We start from the raw sequence: 22,006 nt of genomic DNA, 5'->3' as shown, positions 1-22,006 counted from the left end.
TCTAGGTTTTCTTACCATTAAATTAGGTTTTGTACCCATTCCATCATCTCGACGACACCCTGCACCGCGGTTACTCTCGGCACCCAATTTAAGATCGATCTCACCTTTGAAATGTCCGCGACGAATATACGCTGATCGCTTTCCCTAGGAGGCAGCTTCTTATAGTTCAGCTTCGTTTCGGCCTTCTCCTCGAGAATGGCAAAAAGCTCAAGCAGCGACAAGCTATTGGTCATGCCGCCCCCGATATTGAATGCCTGCCCTTTGGCCTGTTCGATGTGTTCCACCGCTGCGTAGTAGAGCCGGGCCATATCGTCCGCATGCAGCACATCCCGCACCTGCTTACCGCTGCCGGAAATCGTGAACGGTTCAGTTACCGCACCGTTCCTGGCCTCAACCGCTTTTTGGCAAAACCACCCAACCCAGCCTTGATCCGCTGTCGCGAACTGCCGTCCGCCATACATGGACGAGTGCCGGAATACGACAGTGCGCAAGCCGAAAATACGAGCATAATCCAACATATACTGGTCAGCCGTACCTTTAGAGCAGCCGTATGGGGAATGAAACTCTAGCGGCGTACTTTCGTCGAAGCCTTTCGGCCTATCCAAGCAAACATATCGGGTGTCGCTTTCTTCATACCGGAACTGCTCCAGATCACCGTATACCTTGTTTGTTGAAGAGTATATAACTATCGCTTCAGAAGCGAAGTTGCGTACCGCTTCCAGAAGGTTCAACGTTCCAAGTGCGTTAACTTCGAAATCTAGCCGCGGATTGCGGATCGAGGTCGTCATCGCAACTTGACCGACGAGGTGGAAAATGACATCAGGCTTGCACTCCTGGATTAGCATGACTACATCATTCGAATTGCGTATATCGCCGTGGACGAAACGGATTTCTCCCTGATCCTGAAGCCACTTTAAATTCAAGTCAGTGCCTTTCCGGGACAAACTGTCGAATATAACGACTTCATCCCCCCTCCGCAGCGCTTGTGCTGCAAGGTTGCTTCCAAGAAATCCGCACCCACCGGTCACCAAAACCTTCATCTCATAATCTCCTCTCGTAATGTTTCTCGCAGACCTTCTTCCAGGCTGAAGCTGGGCGACCAGCCGAGATGTTTTAAAGCGTCCAACTTAGCTTGCGAGAACATCGTTTCATTGTCGCGGAAAGGCACGGCACCGAAGCGGAGGGTCGTTCTCGAGTCGGTTAAGCGGTGAACGGTTTCTACAAACTCCCGAATGGATACGGCTTCGCCGCTACCGAGCTCGTATTCCATATAGGCGTCAGTCACCTTGAAAAGATTTTTCAGAATTATGCGGTATGCAGAGATTACATCTTCAATGTAAACAAAGTCTCGCTTCTGTACGCCTTCGGTAAGCTTCAACTCTGGGACATTGTTCCTACAGCTTTGAATAACATGGGTTGTGAATTTAGAAGGATCGTCGCCATCTCCGTACATGTGCTCGAGCCGAATGTTAATGAAGCGAGTATTGTTCTGGCCGGCGAGATGCCTTCCCCATTCCATGAACTGCTTTTTGGAAATGGAGTAAGGATTCACAAACTTATCCAGTGTCGTGTCCGTATTGATAAACGCGTCCACCTTGTATCGGATGGCTGCTTCCAGAAGTCGGATCGGGAACCCGGTATTCGCTTCAAACGTTTCGCTAAAACGCTCGTTATTGCGTCCGTAATTCGTTGCCGTATGAATCACTGCATCGATCGTCCCGTTTTTACCGAACAGGTCGTCCAGCGGGCTATGATCCAAGTCATGGATAGCGGTGTACGGAAGTAAATCATCGATTCTGGATGTGTTTGAGAAGCTCCTTTTTACAATGACGATATCGTGGCCATCGCGGATGAGTGCTCTAACAAACCAACTGCCCAAATAGCCTGTTGCGCCGGTTAAGACAATTTTCATATATAATCACCTTGACTTAGCAAATAATCTCGAATTTGCTGCTGAGTGAATCTGGCCATGTCCATCCCGCCTTCATAAGCCCGTACCCATTCAACGACTTTATCGAGTGCTGTCTCCAGTCTCCACTTGGATGACCAGCCCAATTGCTGCCTTGCTTTGGAGCAATCAAGCTTCAGATAGTGCGCTTCATGCGGATGCTGGTCGTCATCGATCTCGTATCCGGCTAAGCCTCCCCATTTCCCACACAACGACTGAACGATCTGCTCAACCGGCTTCGCATCCGCCTCGCCCGGACCGAAGTTCCATGCGTCAGCGTAAACGGGACCTTCCTCCACCAGCTTCTCAGCGAGCAGGAGATATCCACTGAGCGGCTCCAGCACATGCTGCCATGGACGGATCGCCTGCGGACGCCGGATGCGTATCATTTCTCCAGCAAGTAGGGAACGGACGGAGTCCGGGATGAGCCGATCAACCGACCAGTCGCCTCCACCGATTACATTGCCAGCGCGTGCTGTTGCTACAGCCACACCATGAGAATCATAGTCCCGCGGGTGGAAAAAGGAACTGCGGTACGACGAGGTGACGAGCTCGGAGCAGGCTTTTGAGCTGGAGTACGGATCGTAACCGCCGAGCGGCTCGTTCTCCCTGTAGCCCCATGCCCACTCCCGGTTTTCATAGCACTTATCGGTCGTGACGTTGACAACGCATTGGATAGACCCGCATTCTCGTACCGCTTCAAGCAGATGGACAGTACCCATCACATTGACGGCATAGGTATCCGCAGGCATGCGGTACGACTCACGGACAAGCGGTTGCGCTGCCATATGGAAAACGACGTCCGGCTGGGTCTCCTTCATGGCGCGGGCCAAAGCAGAAGCGTTTCTAACATCACCTATGACCGAATTAACAAGCTCACCGATCCCGCACAGCTCATACATATTAGGGGATGTGGAGGGAGCTAGCGCATAGCCGGTCACCTCTGCACCCATGGCTTTCAGCCATAAGATCAGCCAAGAACCCTTAAAGCCGGTATGCCCGGTGACGAACACCTTTCTTCCACGCCAAAAACGTTCATTGACCATGGGCCGCCACCAACCGTGTATCCCAAATTTTCCACGGCGCCTGCTCAGTCGTCCACAACTGCTCTAGATGATTTTTGTCGCGAAGCGTATCCATCGGCTGCCAAAAACCGCTGTGCTTGTATGCGACCAACTCGCCATCTTGCGCCAGACTTTCCAACGGCTCTTTCTCAAGAGTAGTACTGTCATCGTCAATATAGCCGAACACCTCCGGCTGCATGATGAAAAATCCGGCATTCACCCAAGCGCCATCTCCTTTTGGCTTTTCCTCGAAGCCCAATACCTCGTTTTCTGCGTTCAAAGCCAAAGCGCCGAACCTGCCGCTTGGCTGCGTGGAAGTGACAGTTACCAGTTTGCCGCTGCGCTGGTGGGCATAGACCAACTCCCGGATATTTACATCGGATACGCCATCCCCGTAGGTCAGCATAAAAGGCTCATTTCCGATATAAGGCTGAATCCGCTTGACCCGGCCGCCCGTCATCGTATCCATGCCTGTATCGACTAAAGTCACCCGCCATGGCTCTGCGGAATGATTATGTATGACCTGCTTGTTTTCGTTGGTGAAATCAAAGGTCACATTCGACTCGTGCAGGAAGTAATGCGCAAAATACTCTTTGATATAATAGCCTTTGTACCCGAGACAAATAATAAAGTCGTTATACCCGTAAGCAGAATAAATCTTCATAATATGCCATAGTATTGGCTTACCTCCGATTTCGATCATCGGTTTAGGCTTTAAATGCGACTCTTCGCTGATGCGTGTGCCGAGCCCCCCGGCAAGAATGACAACTTTCATGGTTTACCTCCCCGTCCCACCACATGATACAATTTGTTTCAATCAAATCAAAAAAAACGGTCTCCACTCACTAACAACCTCATTTTATGATACAAATTGTATCTATGTCAAGACTGGGTTATCCAAAATAATAATTCCTGCGTTTGGCTCCTTTTCGAATAAGACTCAACTACCGGGTAAATCCTTCAATAAAGTATCGCTTAACTTCTTCACTTCATCCCTATCAGGAATCCAGTAATATAAACGCGCTTGTACAAGCGGATCCATCTCATAGCTGCTATGTCCAGGAATTTGCTTGTAGGTAAAATCATCTGTTGTTAATCCCTTAAATAGCCAAGCTAAACTGATAATGTCATCGTCATGAAAGTTCGTATCCAAAATATCCTTCTTCACTTTCGTAAGCAAATTAGCTATTTCACCAATATGCTCGGGCTTTAATATTTCTTGAGCTACATTCTTTAAAATGTTTGATTGTTCTGTTTGTCGGCCAAAATCGCCATCTGGAAAAGCATAACGCTCTCTAGCCAAACTCAGTGCGAGTTTACCATCAATATGCTGAATTCCTTTGGAAAGCGTTATATGGCTATTGGATAATTGAATATCGTTTTTAACCTCTACTTCCACACCGCCAATGGTGTCGATAAAGTTTTCAAAACCTTTAAAATCTGTTTTTACATAATAATTGATCGGTACTTGTAAAAAATCGCTGACTGCTTGAATAGCAGCTTTAGTTCCCTCTTCATTACCTCCTCTGGATTCACCAAGAATGTGGGCATGGTTAATTTTGGTAAAACCAACCCCTTCAATATGGACACGAATATCTCTCGGAATTGAAAGGATGTTAACTTTACGTTCTGACGGAACAATGTGCATCACCATCATCACATCCGACCTGGAATTCTCCTCCCCCCTGGCATCAATGCCAAGAATCAACACATTAAACGCTTTAGTTATTTTCGCTGGCACGGGAGAAGATTGATTTTGGGATTGATCTTGCTCTGTAGTTTGCCCCGATGGTAGGGGAGTCGGTTCTACGTTGACAACTGGCAAACTCAAAACAGGTACTTCCATTTGTTTGAAATGATGATTAGGCTCATATTTCCAATATACGTACCCACCAATGCAAATCAATCCAACAAGGATGGAACCTGCCGTGTATAGTGCCTTACGTTTCATAATGACACATCCTTATATCCTCTATTTAATGATACTAGTTGTATCATAAAAACCACATTACTTTTGATACATTTAGTATCTAACTTATAATTTATGATACAAATTGGATTCAGTCAATAGAATATTTACAAAGTTCATTCCTTCTGATCACCTAGATCCGTCTTTCACACACGATAGATAGGCTTTCTGACCGTTTCCATAGTGAAGATAGGTGATGTCGGTTAGCATGACCTTTTCCGGCTCGCCTTGGTCAAATTGACGCTTAAGTAGATTCGGGCAAGTTCGATGTTCCAGCGTAGCCTTAGCTGCCTTACGATAAGTTTCCCTCGTGCGATTTATGGAATTTTTGCCTTGAACCTTCAGCTCGCTCTCTGCCACATCACATTACTGCAGATTTGACTTGCCTGTTGGTTAATTGGTAAAATAATTAAGATACAAAGTGTATCTTGATTAAAAAAGGAGTGAGAGCTTTGCGTACTACACTCAGTTTGATACTTGTTGTAACCCTATTTCTATCCTCGCTATCTTGTGTTTCCGCTAATCGCCCTCTGGATATAGAGAATCATTGGGCGGAGACTACTTTACAAAGATGGGTAGATTCCGAGTGGATTCCAAATGTTAATGATGGTGGTGTCCGCCCCAATGACTATGTTACGCGTGCCGAGTTCTCAGCCTTCGTTAATCAAGCTTTCCATCTCACTTCCGCTGCTGAATCTCTTGCGTTCACGGATTTGCCAAATGATCATTGGGCTTATCAACAGATTGCAATTGCTTACAAAGCGGGCTATTTGAAGGGCGAATCATCCAATCAAGTTTCACCGGACCGCTCGGCAACACGGCAAGAAGTTGCTGTTATGCTTAACCAGATTTTAAATCTCGAGGGATCTCAAGAAAGGGACTTGTCTAAGTTGTCAGACCACGAGGAGATTGCAACTTGGGCCCAGACAGCGGTTTCCTCCCTTGTTGAAACTCAAATTATGCAGGGGTATCCAGGCGGGAAATTCCAGCCTCGTGCATTAATAACACGAGCGGAAGCCATTGTCGCGATCGATGCAGCTTCTAACTACATACCAAATAATCATATACAACCTCAACTTCCCCATAATGAGTCTATTTCGAGGCTTAAGGTAAGTTCCAGCGGTAGGTTTCTAACAAAAACAGATAACACTCCTTTCTTCTGGTTAGGTGATACTGCTTGGGAATTAGCGCATAGATTAGATCGGAACGAGGTCCGCATTTATTTACAAAGCGCTGCTGACCATGGGTTCAATGTCATACAATTTGTTGCTCTAGCCGAACTCGATGGTTTAACGGAACCCAATGCTTATGGCGATCTGCCTTTAACCGACAAGAATCCTACTAACCCAGCTATTACAGTTGGTAACAACCCGAACCTTGATTCGGAATACGACTATTGGGATCATATTGATTATATTATCGATACTGCTGAATCTCTTGGAATTTATGTGGCATTTCTGCCAAGTTGGGGCAGCTACTTATGGGAAAACAAAGGGCAAAAAGCGGATCCAATTTTCAACGCAGCGAATGCTGCTGAGTACGGTAAATGGCTTGGTCAAAGATATTCGGAGAAAGATAATATCATTTGGGTGCTCGGTGGGGATCGCATACCGGATTCCCATGAAAAATTAACTATCATCCGCAATATGGCAAATGGTCTAGACTCTGGCGGAGGCACACAAATTAAAACGTATCATCCCTGGGGCGGTAAATCGTCTTCTGAATATTTCCATGATGATGCTTGGTTAGATTTTAATAGTTATCAATCGGGTCATCCTTCGAGGAACTATGCGAATTTTAATTTAACTAAAACAGACTACTCGAAGGATAAAATCAAGCCAACCATAGATATCGAACCTAGGTACGAGCATCTCCCCATCAATTTCAATTTAGATAATGGCAGATTTGACGCATACGACACAAGACAAGCTGCTTATTGGTCCTTGTTTACGGGTGCTTTTGGTCATACATATGGCCATAATAGCATTTGGCAATTATATGAGGCGGATAGAGATCCAACAATTAACGTGTCTACCAACTGGACTAAGGCTATCCATGATGAAGGCCGTACTACGATGAAATGGCTTAAGGAGCTAATTGAAGCAAGGCCAATGCTTGCCAGAATTCCCGATCAATCCTTAATTGCTGATGATTTAGCTGGTGCTAATAAGATATTGGGAACTCGAGGAGATGACTATGCTTTTATTTACAGCTCTACGGGACAGTCTTTCAGCGTAAATATGGGTAAGATATCTGGAGATACCGTGACTGCTCATTGGTATAATCCAAGAACCGGTGTTTATACGCTAATTGATGACTTTCCAAACACTGGAAAAATGTCATTCACACCTTCATCAAAGGGTAGGGACAACGATTGGGTTCTAGTCCTGGATGATAGTTCGAAAAACTATCCAGAAAACGAATGAAACTGTTACTGCTAAATAAAAAAGCTCACCACATCCTTTTCCGGATGTGGTGAGCTTTTTTACTTATTACCTTGATCCAAGCAAATCTTATTGGATGCTCAATTTGATTAGCCTGTTTATCATTGCAGCAGCCTGTGTACGATCAGCATACTGATTAGGATTGAAGCTTCCATCCATGCCATTGATGATCTCTTTCGCAAAGGCCTCACGAACAAATGATATTGCCCAGTACTAATATTGGATACATCCTTAAATGGTGGTAGTTCTTTAGTCAGTTCTTCTTGCGTAAGGCTATTTTTCTTTGCATACTTGTACGCTTTCATGATCATTACCGCCATTTGTTCTCGGGTGATGCGAGCATTCGGATCAAAATGGGCTTCACTAACACCTTGGATCCACCCCGCTTGATACGCAGCCTTTATTCCATCGTGATACCATGCCTGTTCAGCAACGTCATCGAATGGAAGCTTTCCATCGACAGCCTTAACCTTGAATGCACGTGCCAGCATGACGGCGAATTCGGAGCGTTTAACTTCACCCGATGGACCAAACTGATCATTCGTTAAACCAAATACGATTTGTTTGGCCGCAAGAGATTCAATATCCTTCCGCGCCCAATGGGACGAGATATCAGCGAATGTCTTCATCCCTGTGAAGACTGCGTATTCGGAGAAATGTGCCAACTCCAGCGTCACCTGACCGCTCGACCCAATAGATCCTCCTTGGAATGTCCATGTTCCGGTGGATACATCCATCCGTGGCTTCCTTTGTTCGTTACCACACGCTTTAATGCTTCAAAGAGATTTTCCCGAGACAGTAATTGCTCTAGCATTTTTTTCCTGCAACTCCTTACGTGATTTGTACCTTCCTCTTATGCCAGAGATGAACTGTGCCCTGCCGAAGCCCCACACGGATTCACCGCTTCCTTCTTCAAACAGGTCCTTTCGGATTTTCTGCTTTCATCACTCATCTTGAACGCCTTGATGCACAAATACCTATTTCATGTTCAGCCCTTCCGCTCGTGTTGCAACACGCTTCGTACTATGGCTTCCGCTGACTTCTATACGTTCATCCTACTTTCACAAGCAAGGTTACGGAGGTTGTTCCGCATTCCGTACAGATCTCCCCAGGTACGAACGCTATCTTCCTCTCCATCTATCTGCCACATTTACTTTCATTCGCCTTCGGCAGTATGGACTTTGACTTGTTCAGCAGCCTCATCCAACGAATGCTAACCTTATATGTGATTCGTGTTCCTCAGACCGGAGATTTGCCGCCGACTTCCTTCAGATTCCACCTCGCGGTGGACACCCTTGTCTTAAGCTAGTGGTTACTACTGCCTTCACCAATTGGGACTTGAACCCAAGATAGCACCCATGCTAGGCGCACTAAAAAAGAAGGCCTTCTTATTCAGAAGCCCTTCTCATAGTTCGTTAATTGATACCTATCGGATGATACATTACTTGGGCTCACTCGTAATTCTCGAGACAAATAGAACCTGCTGCAGAAGCATCGCAAGCAGCTTCCGCATCGAGCCTATACCAATTTTGCTCATAATATTAGCCAGATGTATTTTTACAGTTTTCTCACTGATGAAACAACTTTCAGCAATCTCACGGTTGGTGTATCCATGGGTAACAAGTAGAGAAAGAATTTCCGATTCACGCTGTGTAAGGCCGTAATTCGCAAAAAACTGATGAAAAACCAGCTCAGGTTCTTTGGTTAGCTCCACATTTACGTAACTTTCATGTTCCGTAATCAACCTATTTGTCATCCGATAACTTCCTTTATATATATGTCTAATTGATTGTCAAACAATCTCTCATATTACAACTTCACTTATATGGATATGTCTTTCTCGACTTAGATCTAGAAATGACTCGTCAATCTTAACAAGCGGGTTCGTATCATCCGTAGGATTAATATAAACGACTTCTCCCCAACGTCCATCGGTTAGCTTCACTGTCCTGCCGATCAAATTCTGTATGATATTGGTCAGAAATACAGACACAACGTGGGGGTCCAATTCTCCGAAAAACCCTTTCCTCATCCGACTTACAACCTCGTAAAAGGGCATCATTTCGTGATAAGGCCTCTTCGATGACATCGCGTGAAAGACATCGGCAACGGCAACAATTCGGCTCATTCGATCCAACTGGCTATCCTTTAATTGCAAGGGGTATCCAGTGCCATCTGCCCGCTCATGATGCTGTAGGGCAACTAGAGCTACTCTATAGTTAATCCCTACCGTTTCCTTAAGCATATTATAGCCTAGAATCGTATGGCGCTTTATTTCGTCGTACTCTTCAGAGGTTAATTTCCCCGGCTTCAATAGAATCTCTTGTGAAATCTTGATCTTACCAACATCATGCATTGTAGCTGCCAGCGATAATAACGCCACTTCATTATCAGCCCAATTTAACCATTTACCAATCAACGTTGAAAGTATGCCTACACCAATATTGTGTTGATGTGTATACTCATCCTTCGCTTTGACAGCTTGAAACAATTGAAATAAATCGGGGTTCTCAGCAGCCTGCTGAACAATAGGAATCAAATCATTCTTGATTTCCAGCAGTGGAATCTTCTTCTGCGATTGAATACGCTCGAATAAGTCCTTGGCATATTGCGAAGCTTTTTGGACAAGAAGCTCAGAAGAATCCGGTGGGGATACAGAATCAAGCTTATGCTCATGCATGGTTGTCGTAATGATACCCATAAAGTCAATGCGATGCTGCCGAAATAAATCCAAATGCTCTTGATTGAGAACCGATTGACTTGGTACTAAGACAAGTCCATGGCTTGTTGTCACATCGTATTTCAACATCTTACCCAATAGTTCTCTCAATAAAGCTCGCTCCAATTATTTCAAAATATAACCAATTTCAATTATATACGACAAAATTAGTACAATCTATGGGTCGAAATCCCATATTTTTTTGGAATATGTAGGATGAATAACCTATTCCATTCCTAGAATAAATAAAAAGTAGGACTATTGATCTGCTTATTACGTTCACTTGACGCTAAATCCACATCGTGACATCCGTCTACTCTGCTGCATATAGTAAGTATCGACTAATCCGCTTTTACCTAAGGAGGAAATTACGCAATGGCTTCAGACAACAAACAAGAGCTTCGTGAATTGGAAACTGAATTATTACAGCCTGAAACTACGGAACAGTCCTATCCTGATTCATATCCACAAGCTGTTCCTTATCCATACGGCTATGCTGTACCGCAATCTTACGCTTGGGTGCCTGCTTACGATCCCCGCGGCTTAGGCGGCATGTTCGGACTTCCGGGATTCCCTGGGCTTCCTGGGCAACCTGGGCAACCTGGCTTCCCCGGATCTGGCATGTCTCCTGGCTTTCCCGGGCAGCCTGGCTTCCCTGGGCAACCTGGCTTTCCTGGGCAACCTGGCTTTCCCGGGCAACCTGGCTTTCCCGGACAACCCGGCTTTCCTGGGCAGCCTGGCTTTCCTGGGCAACCCGGCTTCCCTGGGCAACCGCAAGGAGGCGGGCAAGCCCCCACTTCCCCACCTCCAGCTTATACACCGCAGAAGCCGTTTACAGCAGAAGGTGTCTCCGCTTATGCCGTAGACCCGGGCGCTATTTCCCGCTGCTTGTTTAATTTTACTTATGTCTGGCTCAGCAACGGTCAACAGTTCTGGTATTTCCCTATTTTTGTCGGACGCAATTCAATCGCAGGCTTCCGTTGGACTGGGTTCTCTTGGTTGTATTTCGGTGTCGATTTACGCTTCATCGACTCATTTATTTGCTAAAATAAGGAAATAAGAAAAGGGCTGTTATTCTCATCAAGGGAATAACAGCCTTTTTTCTTTTCAACCTTCCTGCCAAGCAAAGCGGTATCCGATCCCAGGCTCCGTTAGGATATACTTCGGTCTTGTCGGGTCCACTTCAATCTTTTTCCTCAGATGACCGACATATACTCTCAAGTATTGGCTGTCTGATTCATACTGCTGACCGCCCCAAACTTGTTTGAGCAATTGTTTATGAGTCATCACTCGTCCAGCATTCAGGGCGAGTACCTTCAACAAATCGTATTCGGTCGGTGTTAATTTGAGTTTCTCATCATTTAGCTCTACACTACGTTGAGATAAATCAATAACTAAATGACCCAGTCTCAACACCGGTTCATCTTGCGTCTTGGCGATATGCCGTAAGGCAACTCGCATACGGGCCATAAATTCGCCCATGCCAAACGGCTTCGTTACATAATCGTCAGCGCCGCGATCCAATGCAGCAACTTTATCTTGCTCCTGGTCTTGAGCCGTAAGAATAATAATGGGCACCTGCGACCACTCACGGATATGCGCTAGCACTTCCATGCCCGTCATATCAGGCAATCCTAGATCTAAGACTATAAGATCTGGACGAACCATTGTGGCCTGCAGCAAGCCTTCTTGACCGGTAGAAGCTTCTGCTGCTTCAAAGCCGTGTGCGGTTAGTGTGACGCGCAGTAATTTTCGAATTTGTGGTTCATCATCAATGATTAAGATCTTCGCCCCTGTGGTTGTCATTCCTATCCCCGTCTTTCTCAGCGAATTGTAAAGGCAAGCTTATCCGAATAGCCGTTCCTCGATTCCCATTCATCATAGCTGCAATATGGCCGCCATGTGCTTCCACAATGCTTTTGCAGATCGCAAGTCCTAGCCCTGTTCCTGGGATATGTTTGGTTAAATGGCCTCTATAAAATTTCTCAAATACCCGCTCCAAATCAGCTGAAGCAATGCCTGCACCCTCATCCTTGATGGTCAAATCAAGCATGTCTTGGTTGTGATCCGCTTCAATCACAATTTCACTTCCATCAGGCGAATACTTAATGGCATTACTGATCACATTAATCAACACCTGTTCAATAAGAACTTCGTCTAGAGGTACCGATGGAAGATCTGACGCAAAACGTATGTTTACTTTTCTGTGCAGCAAAGCATCGTTCAATTGCGTAAGCGCAACACCTACAATATCCTCTATCCCACACCACTGTTTATTTAAACGCAGCATGCCGCTCTCAATCCGAACCATCCCCAGTAAATTGCCTACTAACCGGTTCATCCGGGTAGCTCCCTCACGAGTTGTTAGTAATAACTCTCGTCGATCTTCAGGACCGAAGACGTCTTCCCCTTCTAGAAGTCCGGTAACGGAACCAATGATGGTTGCCAGAGGTGTTCGCAATTCATGTGAAAGCGAGTCCAGCAGCGCGGTACGCAGCTTCTCCGATTCTGCCGTTAATTGCGCCACCTTGGCTTCATTCGCGAGTTTTACGCGAGATATCGCAACGGCCACAAGATCGGAGAGCGCTTCGATGATTCGAATAAGTTCCGGCATATCTGACAAATTTCTATCGCCCACATGAACAGCAAGCACGCCATGGACCTGCTGATCCGTAGCTAATGGGACATGCAGATCCGATGATTCCCCCAATGTAAGAGTCCCTCGACCCGCAATGGAATTATTTTTATTCACCCATGCGGCGATAGACAGGTGAGATTCATCACTGGCCCAAACCCCGCCATCCTTGGAGTAGGCTTCCAACTGCTGTTCACCCAATTGGTTTGGTAAAATGATAGCAGCCTTAGCATCAAGCGTATCGGAAACATGCTGAACAATCTGATTTAGTAGTACATCTAAGTCGGAAATAGCAGTAATCTTACGACTTAATGCATACAGAGCTGCCGTACTCGCTTCTCTCTGCTGCGCTTGATGGATTTGACTCCGCAGTTTAGAAGCCAAGTTTGCCGTTAGGGCTGCAACTGATAAAAAAACAATAAACGATATCAAATAACGCAGATCTGAAACCGAAAGACTAAAAGTGGGAGGCACAAACAAGAAATCAAACGATAAAACCCCCATTCCCGCAGCAAAAAATGAGGGTCCCCTCCCCCATCGAACAGCACTAAAAAGAACAGGAAATAGATATAGAAGGGCAATGTTAACCAGACCAAAAAAAGGGCCAAATGCTTTTAGAAATAAGGTTACAGCAGCAATAAATAGAGCTGTATTAATGTAAGATTTCCAGCTTACAAATTCATTTGTTTTATTCACCATAGTTTCATTTTACCTTATTTCCCGATGTTTGCCACGTCTCATAATCAGCAACAATCAGCACATCCATTGTACTAGCAAGCGGCACAAGCTTTTTGACAATAGCGTCTTTCCACACAATAATTTGAGTCGCTCCCGCCTCACTTGCTTTGAAAGCAAACACCTGCGGGACTTGGTTGCGATTAACTACCTCTTGATATGAAAACTCGCCTCCGAGCCTTATGGTCAGCTTCTCTAATGACTCTAGCTTTTGCTTCCACTCCTCAGCGCCTCCCACCGCAATAAAGCTTACATGCCAAGTTGCTTTAAGTCGATGCGCAATCCGAAATCCGCGACGAATTAAGCGGTCGGCTTGTGAGATTTCCGTGACGCACACGTAAATCACTTCTTTTCTTCGCCATGGGCCGCGAAGTGAGCTCTTACGCTCCATAGATTCTAGACGTTCATCTACATCATCAGCGATTTCGCGCAGCGCGAGTTCCCGTAAAGCGATTAGATTCCCCGTTTTAAAGAAATTGTTCAACGCTTGGTCCACCTTTACCATCGCATAAATTTTACCATCTCTCATGCGATGCTGTAAGGCCGCTGGGGCAACATCGATTAACTGCACTTCATCCGCCATGCGAAGAATACTGTCGGGAACAGTTTCCCGAACCCGAATACCCGTAATTTGCTCCACGGCATCATTTAAGCTTTCCAAGTGCTGCACATTAACGGTTGCAATGACCGATATGCCCGCTTCCAGAATTTCCAGCACATCTTCATACCGTTTTTTATGCTTACTGCTAGGTACATTCGAATGGGCTAATTCATCAACCAAAACAACTTCAGGTCTACGAAGTATGATACCTTCTGTATCCATTTCCTCCAGCTTTACACCTTGATACTGAATTTCTGCTCGCGGTATGACTTCGAGTTCGCAAATCTGTGCGACAGTCTCTTTTCTTCCATGGGTTTCGAGTAGGCCAATCTTCACATCAATTCCCTTTTTGAGCAGATCGTTGCCCTCCCGCAGCATCGTATACGTTTTGCCGACACCTGGGGCAGCTCCAATATAGACTTTAAATCTACCTCGTTTAATTTTTTCAATTTTCGCCTCTACTTCTTGTTTACTCAATCGTTTATATTTATAGGGTTCCTTCAGCGAATGGATATGGGCAGGCAGAATGCGCTCACCCTCCTGAGAAGCACGATCAGCAATCAAGAACACATCGATATTTTTAGTTCTTTTTAACACGCCATTGATGACTGAGCCTTGTATCAAAGTTTGCCATTGGGTTTGCTTAGAATGACCTAATACAATGCGTGTTACATGATGAGCTATCGCATAGTCGACCAATATTTGAGGGATACTGCGACGGTTCCGAAAAGGCAGCTCTTCAAATTTGCCGCCTACTTTTTGGACAAGCTTCATAATAGACCTGCGAAAAGTGGCCGCTTCTTTGGTGAGCGGTTTATTGAAATTACGCAGTGTAACCACATGCAGATCACCATTCAATCGCTTAGCGATCTGTTGTCCTCTACGCACGTAGATAGAACCGTTCCAGTGATACTGCGTTGTGACAAGAATGCGTTCTGTAGCTCCCGATGGACCCAGGAACCCCATTTGTTCGCGATGTTCTTCCAACGAGTCGTTAACATCCTCCGCAACGAGACGGAGGGCCAACTCACGCAGCACACCCAAATTACCGCGTTTAAATACGGCTGAATCTTTATTCCCCTTTAAATGGCCTTCTTCCAGTCGATTCAAAATCGTTTCCGGCGTTGCGTCAATTAATCTAACCTCATCAGCTAGTTCTAACGTATCGGCGGGAACACACGGTCCCACTTCAATGCCTGTCAGTTTATGAGCAATTTCCATTGCTTCTTCCAACTCATACACATTCACCGTTGTAATGACACTAATGTCATGTGAGAGTAAAAACTTGATATCGTCTAACCGTGACGGAAAACGTGCGCCTTCTCGATTACAATGAGCTAATCCGTCTACGAGGACAACCTCCGGATTTCGTTCGAGTAGCGCATCTAAATTCAGATCCTTTTGATCAACACCGTCTTTTATCCAATGAATGCTCGGGACCCTTTCCAAATCCCCCAATTGTTCCACGGTTTCCGGTCTTTGGAGCGTCGATACGGCGCAAATAACTACATCGATCCCTTGCTGCTTAAGGTTCTGCCCTTCACGCAGCATGTGATAGGTTTTCCCAGAACCGCTGACTGCGCCGATATATATTTTAAAACTGCCGCGGTGCAGTTTAGAGATGGATAATAGGATTTCTTCCGGTGTTTTTCTTTTGAAACCATCCAAATGGCAACATTCTCCCTTCTCCCTAAAATGTGCAGAAACCACTCTCAATATTAACGAGAGTGGCAGCCTGCTTACCTCACAATTTCACTTGCTTCAGCAGTTCCATATTTAATTCGGTCACATTGACTCTAGGCTCACCGAAAACTCCAAGTTGGCGCGTTTTTGAAAGCTTATCGACGAGGTCATTGAGATTTTTCTCAGAGATCCCCGTTTCCTTGCTAATTCTCGGCACTTGGGCTTTAGCCCCTTCCGGAGACAAATCCGGATCAAAACCGGAACCGGAGACAGCGACTAAGTCGGCCGGTATTTCCGTTAGATTAGGATTTTCTTTCTTCAAGGAATCAATTTTCTCTGCCATTGCCGCAGCATAATCGCTTGAAGCCACCGCTGTATTGGAACCCGATGATGCAGTCGGATCATACTTGGCAGCAGATGCTCTTGGTTGAAAAAGCTTTGGAGACTCAAAGGCTTGAGCCAATAATTCCGATCCAATCACGACACCGCCTGATTCTATGAGACTTCCATTCGCTTGTTTAGGGAATAGGACCTGAGCAACACCTGTCGTTACGAGTGGATAGATGAGCCCACAAACGATCATGAACAATAAAGACACCCGAACAGCTATAAAAACCGATTTCATAAAGCTATCTCCTCGTTTCTCTTTCTCTTTAAACGATATTTAATCCGTGAAGTACCATATCAATGATTTTAATCCCGATGAAAGGCATGACCACACCGCCTAAACCATAGAGCAGAATATTACGTGACAACAATTTATCTGCTGACATCGCCCGGTACTTAACACCCTTCATGGCAATGGGGATCAGCAGGGGAATGATGATGGCATTGAATATGAGCGCTGATAAAATGGCCGATTCCGGCGAAGCCAGATTCATAATATTCAAGGCCTGCAGCTGCGGCATAGCTAGAATAAACATCGCAGGAATGATCGCGAAATATTTGGCAATGTCGTTGGCGATAGAAAATGTTGTTAAGGCTCCACGAGTGATCAGCAGCTGTTTACCGATGGAAATTACAGAAAGCAGCTTAGTCGGATCGGAATCCAAATCGATCATGTTGGCGGCTTCTTTCGCGGCCATTGTGCCTGAATTCATCGCAAGACCTACATCGGCTTGAGCAAGCGCAGGAGCGTCATTCGTTCCGTCGCCTGTCATCGCTACGAGTTTACCTTCTTGCTGCTCTTTTTTGATCGCGGCAATTTTATCTTCCGGTTTCGCTTCAGCAATAAATTCGTCAACACCAGCTTCAAGAGCAATCGTCGCAGCTGTCAGTGGGTTATCCCCAGTACACATGACCGTTTTGATACCCATTGCGCGTAGTTCCGCAAATCGTTCCTTCAAGCCAGGTTTTACCGTATCCTTGAGGTAAATAACGCCATAAATCCGTTCGTTAATTGCGACTGCCAGCGGAGTGCCTCCGGCTTTGGCAATTCGGTTTGTGATCGCTTCTAAATCACTGGGAATTTTCCCGCCCATAGCTGCTACATATTTCTTAATCGCGTCGACCGCGCCCTTGCGGATTTGTTTACCATCAGCTAAATTAAGCCCCGACATCCGTGTTTCAGCGGTAAACTCCACCACTTCTGCACCTTTATAGCTATCTGCTTGCCATGTCTCCCCAAGCTTATTCGCAAGCTCCACAATGGAGCGTCCCTCAGGAGTTTCGTCTTTCACTGATGCTTGTAAGGATGTAAAAGTGATGTCTTTAGCAGCTACACCATTTACTGGTACGAACTCCGAAGCCATCCGATTCCCGAAGGTGATCGTCCCCGTTTTATCAAGAATCATCGTATCGATGTCGCCCGCAGCTTCAACCGCTTTACCTGACATGGCAAGCACGTTGAACTGAGTCACGCGGTCCATACCAGCGATACCGATAGCTGACAAGAGTCCACCGATTGTCGTCGGAATGAGACAGACCAGCAATGCAATTAGTGTGGAAATCTCCAATTTCACATCCAAATACTTCGCCATAGGTACCATGGTCACAATGACGATTAAGAAAATCAAGGTCAGTACAGCAAGCAGCGTCGTTAATGCAATTTCATTCGGTGTTTTTTGTCGTTTGGCGCCTTCCACGAGTGCAATCATGCGATCCAAGAACGATTCGCCGGGATCGGTCGTTACTTTGACAACGATATAGTCAGAAGCGACACGTGTTCCACCTGTTACGGATGAGAAGTCGCCGCCTGCTTCCTTAATGACCGGAGCGGACTCCCCTGTAATAGCTGACTCATCAATGGAGGCCAAACCTTCAATAATTTCGCCATCTGAGGGGATGATCTCACCGATTTCAATGCGGACTAAGTCTCCCTTACGAAGAGAAGTCGAAGACACTTCCTTATAAGAGCCATCCTTTTGAACTAAACGAGCTTTCGTATCGGATTTCGTCTTCCGCAGGGAATCGGCCTGTGCCTTGCCTCGCCCTTCGGCCAAAGCTTCCGCGAAATTAGCGAAAAGCAAGGTGAAAAGCAAGATCAAAAACACCGCGATATTATATCCCCGCCCCACTTCTGTGGTACCAAAAAGATCAGGTGTGAGTGAAAGCAGAAGCGTGATGACCGTACCAATCTCAACCACAAACATAACCGGATTTTTGATCATCACCCAAGGATTTAATTTTTTAAACGAATCAACGATAGCTTGATTCATAATTTCTTTTGTCATTGTTTTTTTACGTTCTACTGCCATGGTAAATCCTCCCTCTCTATTACGTTTATCCGTTAACGCGCCGCCAAGTGTTCAGCAATCGGCCCCAATGCCAGCGCCGGGAAGAACGTTAGAGCACCAATAACTAAAATAATCATGATTAAAATCCCCATAAATAAGGGTGTATTTGTGCGCAATGTGCCTGTCGTAACAGGAACTACACGTTTAGTAGCAAGTGAACCGGCAATCGCCAACATTGCGATGATTGAAATGTAACGGCCAAACAGCATGACCATACCGATACCCAAGTTGTAGAAGTTCGTATTTGCAGTCAAACCGCCAAAGGCAGATCCGTTATTAGCCGCACCAGACGTGAAAGCATACAGCACTTCAGAAAGACCATGCATGCCCTGATTGGCTATAGAAGTAACGGATTCAGGCCGTATTAGTGCCCACGCCGTCGGCGCCAAAATAATGAGCGGATGGATCAGAATAGCGATTGCCGCTAACTTTACTTCTTTGCCCTCAATTTTTTTACCTAAAAACTCTGGCGTTCGCCCTACCATTAGTCCACAGATGAAAACCGATAAAATGAGGTAAAGCAACCCGTTTAACAAGCCTACCCCTTTACCCCCGAACACATTGTTCAACATCATTTCTGCAAATGGGGCGATGCTTCCGAGTGGAGTAAGCGACTCATGCATCGCGTTTACACTGCCTGTTGTTGCAGCTGTGGTTACGGCTGTAAATAGGGCAGTCTCAGACAACCCAAACCTTACTTCCTTGCCTTCCATGTTGCCATGTACGCCCATCGCATCAATCGCCGTTATACCGCGATACTCGGCATAGAATACCGTTGACAACATCACGATAAAAATGATCCCCATAGCAGCAAAGATCGTCCAGCCTTGCTTTTTGTTCTTAATCATTAATCCAAATGCGTAAACCAGTGATGTAGGCAGCAGCATCATACAAATAATATGGATCAAGTTGGACACCGGTGTTGGATTTTCAAAAGGATGCGCTGCATTCGTACCGAACCACCCGCCACCATTCGTACCGATATGCTTAATCGATTCCAGTGAAGCCACTAGTCCGCGAGTAATCGTTTGCTGGGCTCCTTCAATTGTTGTAGCCTGCACGGCTCCCAGCAATGTTTGCGGGATACCTTGAAAAACTAAAACTAAGGCAACAATGAAGCTAAGTGGTAGAAACACCCTTATAATCGCCCTAGTTATATCCACGTAGAAGTTACCGAGATTATCTTGTCGACCAATTAAACCGCGAATAAATGCAACCGCCACTGCAAATCCAGTTGCAGCTGATGTAAACATTGGGAATGTAATTGCCACCATTTGAGAGAAATAGGACAATGTATTTTCACCGCTGTATGCTTGCCAGTTCGTATTTGTAATAAAAGAAACAGCTGTATTAAAAGCTAAAGCCGGAGGCATATTACCGATGCTATCTGGATTTAGAGGCAGGTATTTTTGAAGTCGAAACACCGCATAAATCAAGAGCATCATGACCAAATTGAGTAATAATACGGCTCCTAAATACTTTTTCCAGCCCATCGCTTCCTCTTCTTTAACACCCATCAAACGATAGGATGCACGCTCAAAAGGACCAAAAACACGATCAAGGCGACTCTTTTCATTTCCAAACACTTTAACCAAATAACTACCCACAGGCTTCACCAAAAGCATAATAATCCCCAGTGTGATGACTACCTGTAACAATCCCATACCCATAGTAGGTTCTCCCCCTGCTTACATAAGTTCATATTCTACAATTAAAATTTCTCTGGCTTTACTAAAACAAAACCGAGATACACCATAATAGCAAATGCAATTAGTCCAATAACAATCATATGCTTGCCTCCTAAAAGGATTGGTCAAAACACTCGTTTCGGTACATGAGCTCACGCTTTTTCACAAAATTTTAAAAATCCCCAAAATCCTAAAAACGAAACTGCGATTAATAAGATAATCGTTACATCGTTGTACATAACACACCTCCTTGAAATCAGACAAAACCTCAATCATTTATTTATTTTTAAAAGATGGCAGCAAAAACTTTGCATCACCATTTTTAGAATAAATGACATAATCAGCGCCCAATCCTTTGTAAATCAACCGGGGATTCACGCTTTGCGTAATGACATAAATGGGTCTAGAGGTTAAGCCGCGGCATATCTGGATATACCTGCAGCATAAGGGCAAACTTTCTTCAAATAGAATGACGTTTCCAATCGGATAGTCGGGAATGATGGATATGCCAGGTTCCGACGTATTCACTTGGATAATTTGTTTCACGCCCTGCCCCTCAAGCTTGAGTTTCTCCATCTTGTTGTTGGTTAATGCAATAAAAGGTAAACCAACCAACTTTACCTGTTTCATAAAGTCCTCGCCTGCCTTGGTCGGCGCAGCTATCAGCAAACAATCACTTTGCATGACGATCACCGCCCCCTTTCCTGACATATTGTAACGCCGAACCGTATAAAAAGGGGGTAAAGAATGTATAGTATCCGTATAAAAAAAGCATAAAAATTTGATTAACTCAGAAAGAGATATACGCCCCAGAATGGTCAAATAAATAAGTGCGATCCCATAGGAAGCTAAGTTCTTTTTTGCTCGCAGATGAGTGCTTAAGCTTTTCAGATAGATCAATAAAACCGTTTCAATTAAATGTGTTCTAGCTTCTCCCCATGCCTCTTGTTTCTGATGAACATACTGCAAACCGTCCGTAAGGGTACGACCTTTGATTCGCTGAAAAACAGCAGCCCATTGAACGAAATCCCCCTTCATGTTGCCGCATGGAATCACGAATTCCCCTAAACCGTATTTTCCGAGATTTGTTGAAATCGTGAGTAAACCGCAATGACAATCAGTGCCATGTCCAGGCTGCAGCTTATCGGATAGTTCACAGTCAAATCGAAAACATTCTATACGGGTAATCTTACATTCCTTGGTACATTCATCTTCTTCTTTTAATAGTGTCAGGGGTTCTGGATACATAACAGATTCACTCTCCTCAAATTTTTGAACAACAAAAAGAAGCCTAAGAGCAGAGAATCTCTACTCTCGGGCTTCTTGCAGCGTTAATAAACGGGCTGTGAAAGGCACGATAGAAAGCGGTTCTCTCCCATACGCTTACGAGGTTAGCTGTCGGATTCGGGCTTGGAAGTGCCCTACCTTGGCAAGCTGTGCTTGCTTTGGATTCACCCCGAGAAACCGTTATTTACATACATTCGGCTTCTGATTGGTTCCCCCGCTCCCCTTGCGGGGACTCAGCGTTTGAAACTTGTTGTGAAGTTGTTGAAAAGAATGCTACGCCTCTTAGCAATTATTGTAAAACGCTGTGGAGAGACGCTATTCCGTATTTCTGGGCATATCCGGCAAAAGAAAGCGCGTCCAATCGGACAACACGTTCATTATCGATAGAAATGCTTCGCTTTTCTATCGTTATTGTTATTTTGTAGTTAATGAACTATCCCACCTCTGCCGGAATCCGGCCGTAAACAGCCGCGCAGCCTGCTTGCGTTTTTATTCTAT

At 45.3% G+C, this 22,006-nt stretch carries 18 protein-coding genes, 2 pseudogenes and 1 riboswitch; of the genes and pseudogenes, 2 read left to right on the top strand and 18 right to left on the bottom strand.

Annotation, left to right across the window (positions count from 1 at the left end; translation table 11 throughout):
• Positions 1–17: 17 nt before the first annotated feature.
• The 6 genes and pseudogenes from AC58UU_RS12445 to AC58UU_RS12420 all read right to left on the bottom strand — a co-directional run.
• Positions 18–1,040, bottom strand: a complete 1,023-nt coding sequence (locus AC58UU_RS12445) for an NAD-dependent epimerase/dehydratase family protein (protein WP_497315976.1) — start codon at positions 1,038–1,040, stop codon at positions 18–20.
• On the bottom strand, positions 1,037–1,912 hold the full coding sequence (locus AC58UU_RS12440) for an NAD-dependent epimerase/dehydratase family protein (RefSeq protein WP_497315974.1): 876 nt from the start codon (positions 1,910–1,912) through the stop codon (positions 1,037–1,039). The genes AC58UU_RS12445 and AC58UU_RS12440 overlap by 4 nt, the downstream gene beginning before the upstream one ends.
• Positions 1,909–2,994: a CDP-glucose 4,6-dehydratase gene (gene rfbG / locus AC58UU_RS12435; protein WP_497315972.1), complete on the bottom strand. Its 1,086-nt coding sequence runs from the start codon at positions 2,992–2,994 to the stop codon at positions 1,909–1,911. Before rfbG ends, AC58UU_RS12440 begins: the two co-directional genes overlap by 4 nt.
• A complete protein-coding gene (gene rfbF / locus AC58UU_RS12430; protein ID WP_497315970.1) occupies positions 2,984–3,787 on the bottom strand; it encodes a glucose-1-phosphate cytidylyltransferase in 804 nt (267 codons plus the stop codon). Before rfbF ends, rfbG begins: the two co-directional genes overlap by 11 nt.
• Before the next feature lie 165 nt (positions 3,788–3,952).
• Positions 3,953–4,963 carry an LCP family protein gene (locus tag AC58UU_RS12425; RefSeq protein ID WP_497315968.1) on the bottom strand — a complete coding sequence of 337 codons (1,011 nt, stop codon included), beginning with the start codon at positions 4,961–4,963 and terminating at the stop codon, positions 3,953–3,955.
• 153 nt (positions 4,964–5,116) lie between these two features.
• A pseudogene (locus AC58UU_RS12420) lies at positions 5,117–5,281 on the bottom strand (IS3 family transposase); the annotation flags it as partial.
• Positions 5,282–5,433: 152 nt separating this feature from the next.
• On the opposite strand from AC58UU_RS12420, the gene AC58UU_RS12415 reads away from it, so the two are divergent.
• Positions 5,434–7,407, top strand: coding sequence for an apiosidase-like domain-containing protein (locus AC58UU_RS12415; protein ID WP_497315966.1), 1,974 nt, complete (start codon positions 5,434–5,436; stop codon positions 7,405–7,407).
• An 87-nt stretch (positions 7,408–7,494) separates the two neighbouring features.
• Here the strand turns inward: AC58UU_RS12415 and AC58UU_RS12410 are convergent, their stop codons facing one another.
• The 4 genes and pseudogenes from AC58UU_RS12410 to AC58UU_RS12395 form a co-directional block, all read right to left on the bottom strand.
• Positions 7,495–7,593 carry a hypothetical protein gene (locus AC58UU_RS12410; RefSeq protein WP_497316250.1) on the bottom strand — a complete coding sequence of 33 codons (99 nt, stop codon included), beginning with the start codon at positions 7,591–7,593 and terminating at the stop codon, positions 7,495–7,497.
• Between the two features lie 158 nt (positions 7,594–7,751).
• Positions 7,752–8,054 (bottom strand): annotated as a pseudogene (locus AC58UU_RS12405) (S-layer homology domain-containing protein); the annotation flags it as partial.
• Positions 8,055–8,866: 812 nt separating this feature from the next.
• On the bottom strand, positions 8,867–9,181 hold the full coding sequence (locus AC58UU_RS12400) for a helix-turn-helix domain-containing protein (RefSeq protein WP_497315964.1): 315 nt from the start codon (positions 9,179–9,181) through the stop codon (positions 8,867–8,869).
• Positions 9,182–9,229: 48 nt separating this feature from the next.
• Positions 9,230–10,255 (bottom strand): HD-GYP domain-containing protein, encoded by a 1,026-nt coding sequence (locus AC58UU_RS12395; RefSeq protein ID WP_497315962.1) that lies wholly within the window; start codon positions 10,253–10,255, stop codon positions 9,230–9,232.
• Between the two features lie 510 nt (positions 10,256–10,765).
• On the opposite strand from AC58UU_RS12395, the gene AC58UU_RS12390 reads away from it, so the two are divergent.
• A complete protein-coding gene (locus tag AC58UU_RS12390; RefSeq protein WP_497316248.1) occupies positions 10,766–11,191 on the top strand; it encodes a collagen-like protein in 426 nt (141 codons plus the stop codon).
• A 60-nt stretch (positions 11,192–11,251) separates the two neighbouring features.
• Here the strand turns inward: AC58UU_RS12390 and AC58UU_RS12385 are convergent, their stop codons facing one another.
• The 8 genes from AC58UU_RS12385 to AC58UU_RS12350 form a co-directional block, all read right to left on the bottom strand.
• Positions 11,252–11,950 (bottom strand): response regulator, encoded by a 699-nt coding sequence (locus AC58UU_RS12385; protein WP_497315960.1) that lies wholly within the window; start codon positions 11,948–11,950, stop codon positions 11,252–11,254.
• Complete coding sequence (locus AC58UU_RS12380; RefSeq protein WP_497315958.1) at positions 11,916–13,478, bottom strand: DUF4118 domain-containing protein; 1,563 nt, start codon at positions 13,476–13,478, stop codon at positions 11,916–11,918. The genes AC58UU_RS12385 and AC58UU_RS12380 overlap by 35 nt, the downstream gene beginning before the upstream one ends.
• Positions 13,479–13,482: 4 nt before the next feature.
• Positions 13,483–15,783: a histidine kinase gene (locus AC58UU_RS12375; RefSeq protein WP_497315956.1), complete on the bottom strand. Its 2,301-nt coding sequence runs from the start codon at positions 15,781–15,783 to the stop codon at positions 13,483–13,485.
• Positions 15,784–15,859: 76 nt separating this feature from the next.
• A complete protein-coding gene (gene kdpC / locus AC58UU_RS12370; protein WP_497315954.1) occupies positions 15,860–16,423 on the bottom strand; it encodes a potassium-transporting ATPase subunit KdpC in 564 nt (187 codons plus the stop codon).
• A 28-nt stretch (positions 16,424–16,451) separates the two neighbouring features.
• On the bottom strand, positions 16,452–18,494 hold the full coding sequence (gene kdpB, locus AC58UU_RS12365) for a potassium-transporting ATPase subunit KdpB (RefSeq protein ID WP_497315952.1): 2,043 nt from the start codon (positions 18,492–18,494) through the stop codon (positions 16,452–16,454).
• A gap of 32 nt (positions 18,495–18,526) precedes the next feature.
• On the bottom strand, positions 18,527–20,197 hold the full coding sequence (gene kdpA, locus AC58UU_RS12360; RefSeq protein WP_497316246.1) for a potassium-transporting ATPase subunit KdpA: 1,671 nt from the start codon (positions 20,195–20,197) through the stop codon (positions 18,527–18,529).
• Positions 20,198–20,244: 47 nt separating this feature from the next.
• Positions 20,245–20,322 (bottom strand): potassium-transporting ATPase subunit F, encoded by a 78-nt coding sequence (locus AC58UU_RS12355; RefSeq protein ID WP_082562338.1) that lies wholly within the window; start codon positions 20,320–20,322, stop codon positions 20,245–20,247.
• Positions 20,323–20,497: 175 nt separating this feature from the next.
• On the bottom strand, positions 20,498–21,469 hold the full coding sequence (locus AC58UU_RS12350; RefSeq protein ID WP_497315950.1) for a hypothetical protein: 972 nt from the start codon (positions 21,467–21,469) through the stop codon (positions 20,498–20,500).
• A 117-nt stretch (positions 21,470–21,586) separates the two neighbouring features.
• A riboswitch (cyclic di-AMP (ydaO/yuaA leader) is annotated at positions 21,587–21,757 on the bottom strand.
• Positions 21,758–22,006 lie beyond the last annotated feature (249 nt).

The sequence above is a fragment of the Paenibacillus sp. JT22N1 genome (genome assembly GCF_059692155.1).
Note: the sequence above shows the minus strand (reverse complement) of the source record. Positions and strands in the feature narration are given on the sequence as shown.

Excerpts from the sequence above, each read along its gene's own strand:
- rfbG (WP_497315972.1), bottom strand. The coding sequence starts at position 2,994 with ATGGTCAATGAACGTTTTTGGCGTGGAAGAAAGGTGTTCGTCACCGGG.
- AC58UU_RS12385 (WP_497315960.1), bottom strand. The coding sequence starts at position 11,950 with ATGACAACCACAGGGGCGAAGATCTTAATCATTGATGATGAACCACAA.
- AC58UU_RS12355 (WP_082562338.1), bottom strand. The coding sequence starts at position 20,322 with ATGATTGTTATTGGACTAATTGCATTTGCTATTATGGTGTATCTCGGT.
- AC58UU_RS12380 (WP_497315958.1), bottom strand. The coding sequence starts at position 13,478 with ATGGTGAATAAAACAAATGAATTTGTAAGCTGGAAATCTTACATTAAT.
- AC58UU_RS12445 (WP_497315976.1), bottom strand. The coding sequence starts at position 1,040 with ATGAAGGTTTTGGTGACCGGTGGGTGCGGATTTCTTGGAAGCAACCTT.
- AC58UU_RS12400 (WP_497315964.1), bottom strand. The coding sequence starts at position 9,181 with ATGACAAATAGGTTGATTACGGAACATGAAAGTTACGTAAATGTGGAG.
- AC58UU_RS12390 (WP_497316248.1), top strand. The coding sequence starts at position 10,766 with ATGTCTCCTGGCTTTCCCGGGCAGCCTGGCTTCCCTGGGCAACCTGGC.
- AC58UU_RS12350 (WP_497315950.1), bottom strand. The coding sequence starts at position 21,469 with ATGTATCCAGAACCCCTGACACTATTAAAAGAAGAAGATGAATGTACC.
- AC58UU_RS12425 (WP_497315968.1), bottom strand. The coding sequence starts at position 4,963 with ATGAAACGTAAGGCACTATACACGGCAGGTTCCATCCTTGTTGGATTG.
- kdpA (WP_497316246.1), bottom strand. The coding sequence starts at position 20,197 with ATGGGATTGTTACAGGTAGTCATCACACTGGGGATTATTATGCTTTTG.
- AC58UU_RS12440 (WP_497315974.1), bottom strand. The coding sequence starts at position 1,912 with ATGAAAATTGTCTTAACCGGCGCAACAGGCTATTTGGGCAGTTGGTTT.
- rfbF (WP_497315970.1), bottom strand. The coding sequence starts at position 3,787 with ATGAAAGTTGTCATTCTTGCCGGGGGGCTCGGCACACGCATCAGCGAA.
- kdpC (WP_497315954.1), bottom strand. The coding sequence starts at position 16,423 with ATGAAATCGGTTTTTATAGCTGTTCGGGTGTCTTTATTGTTCATGATC.
- kdpB (WP_497315952.1), bottom strand. The coding sequence starts at position 18,494 with ATGGCAGTAGAACGTAAAAAAACAATGACAAAAGAAATTATGAATCAA.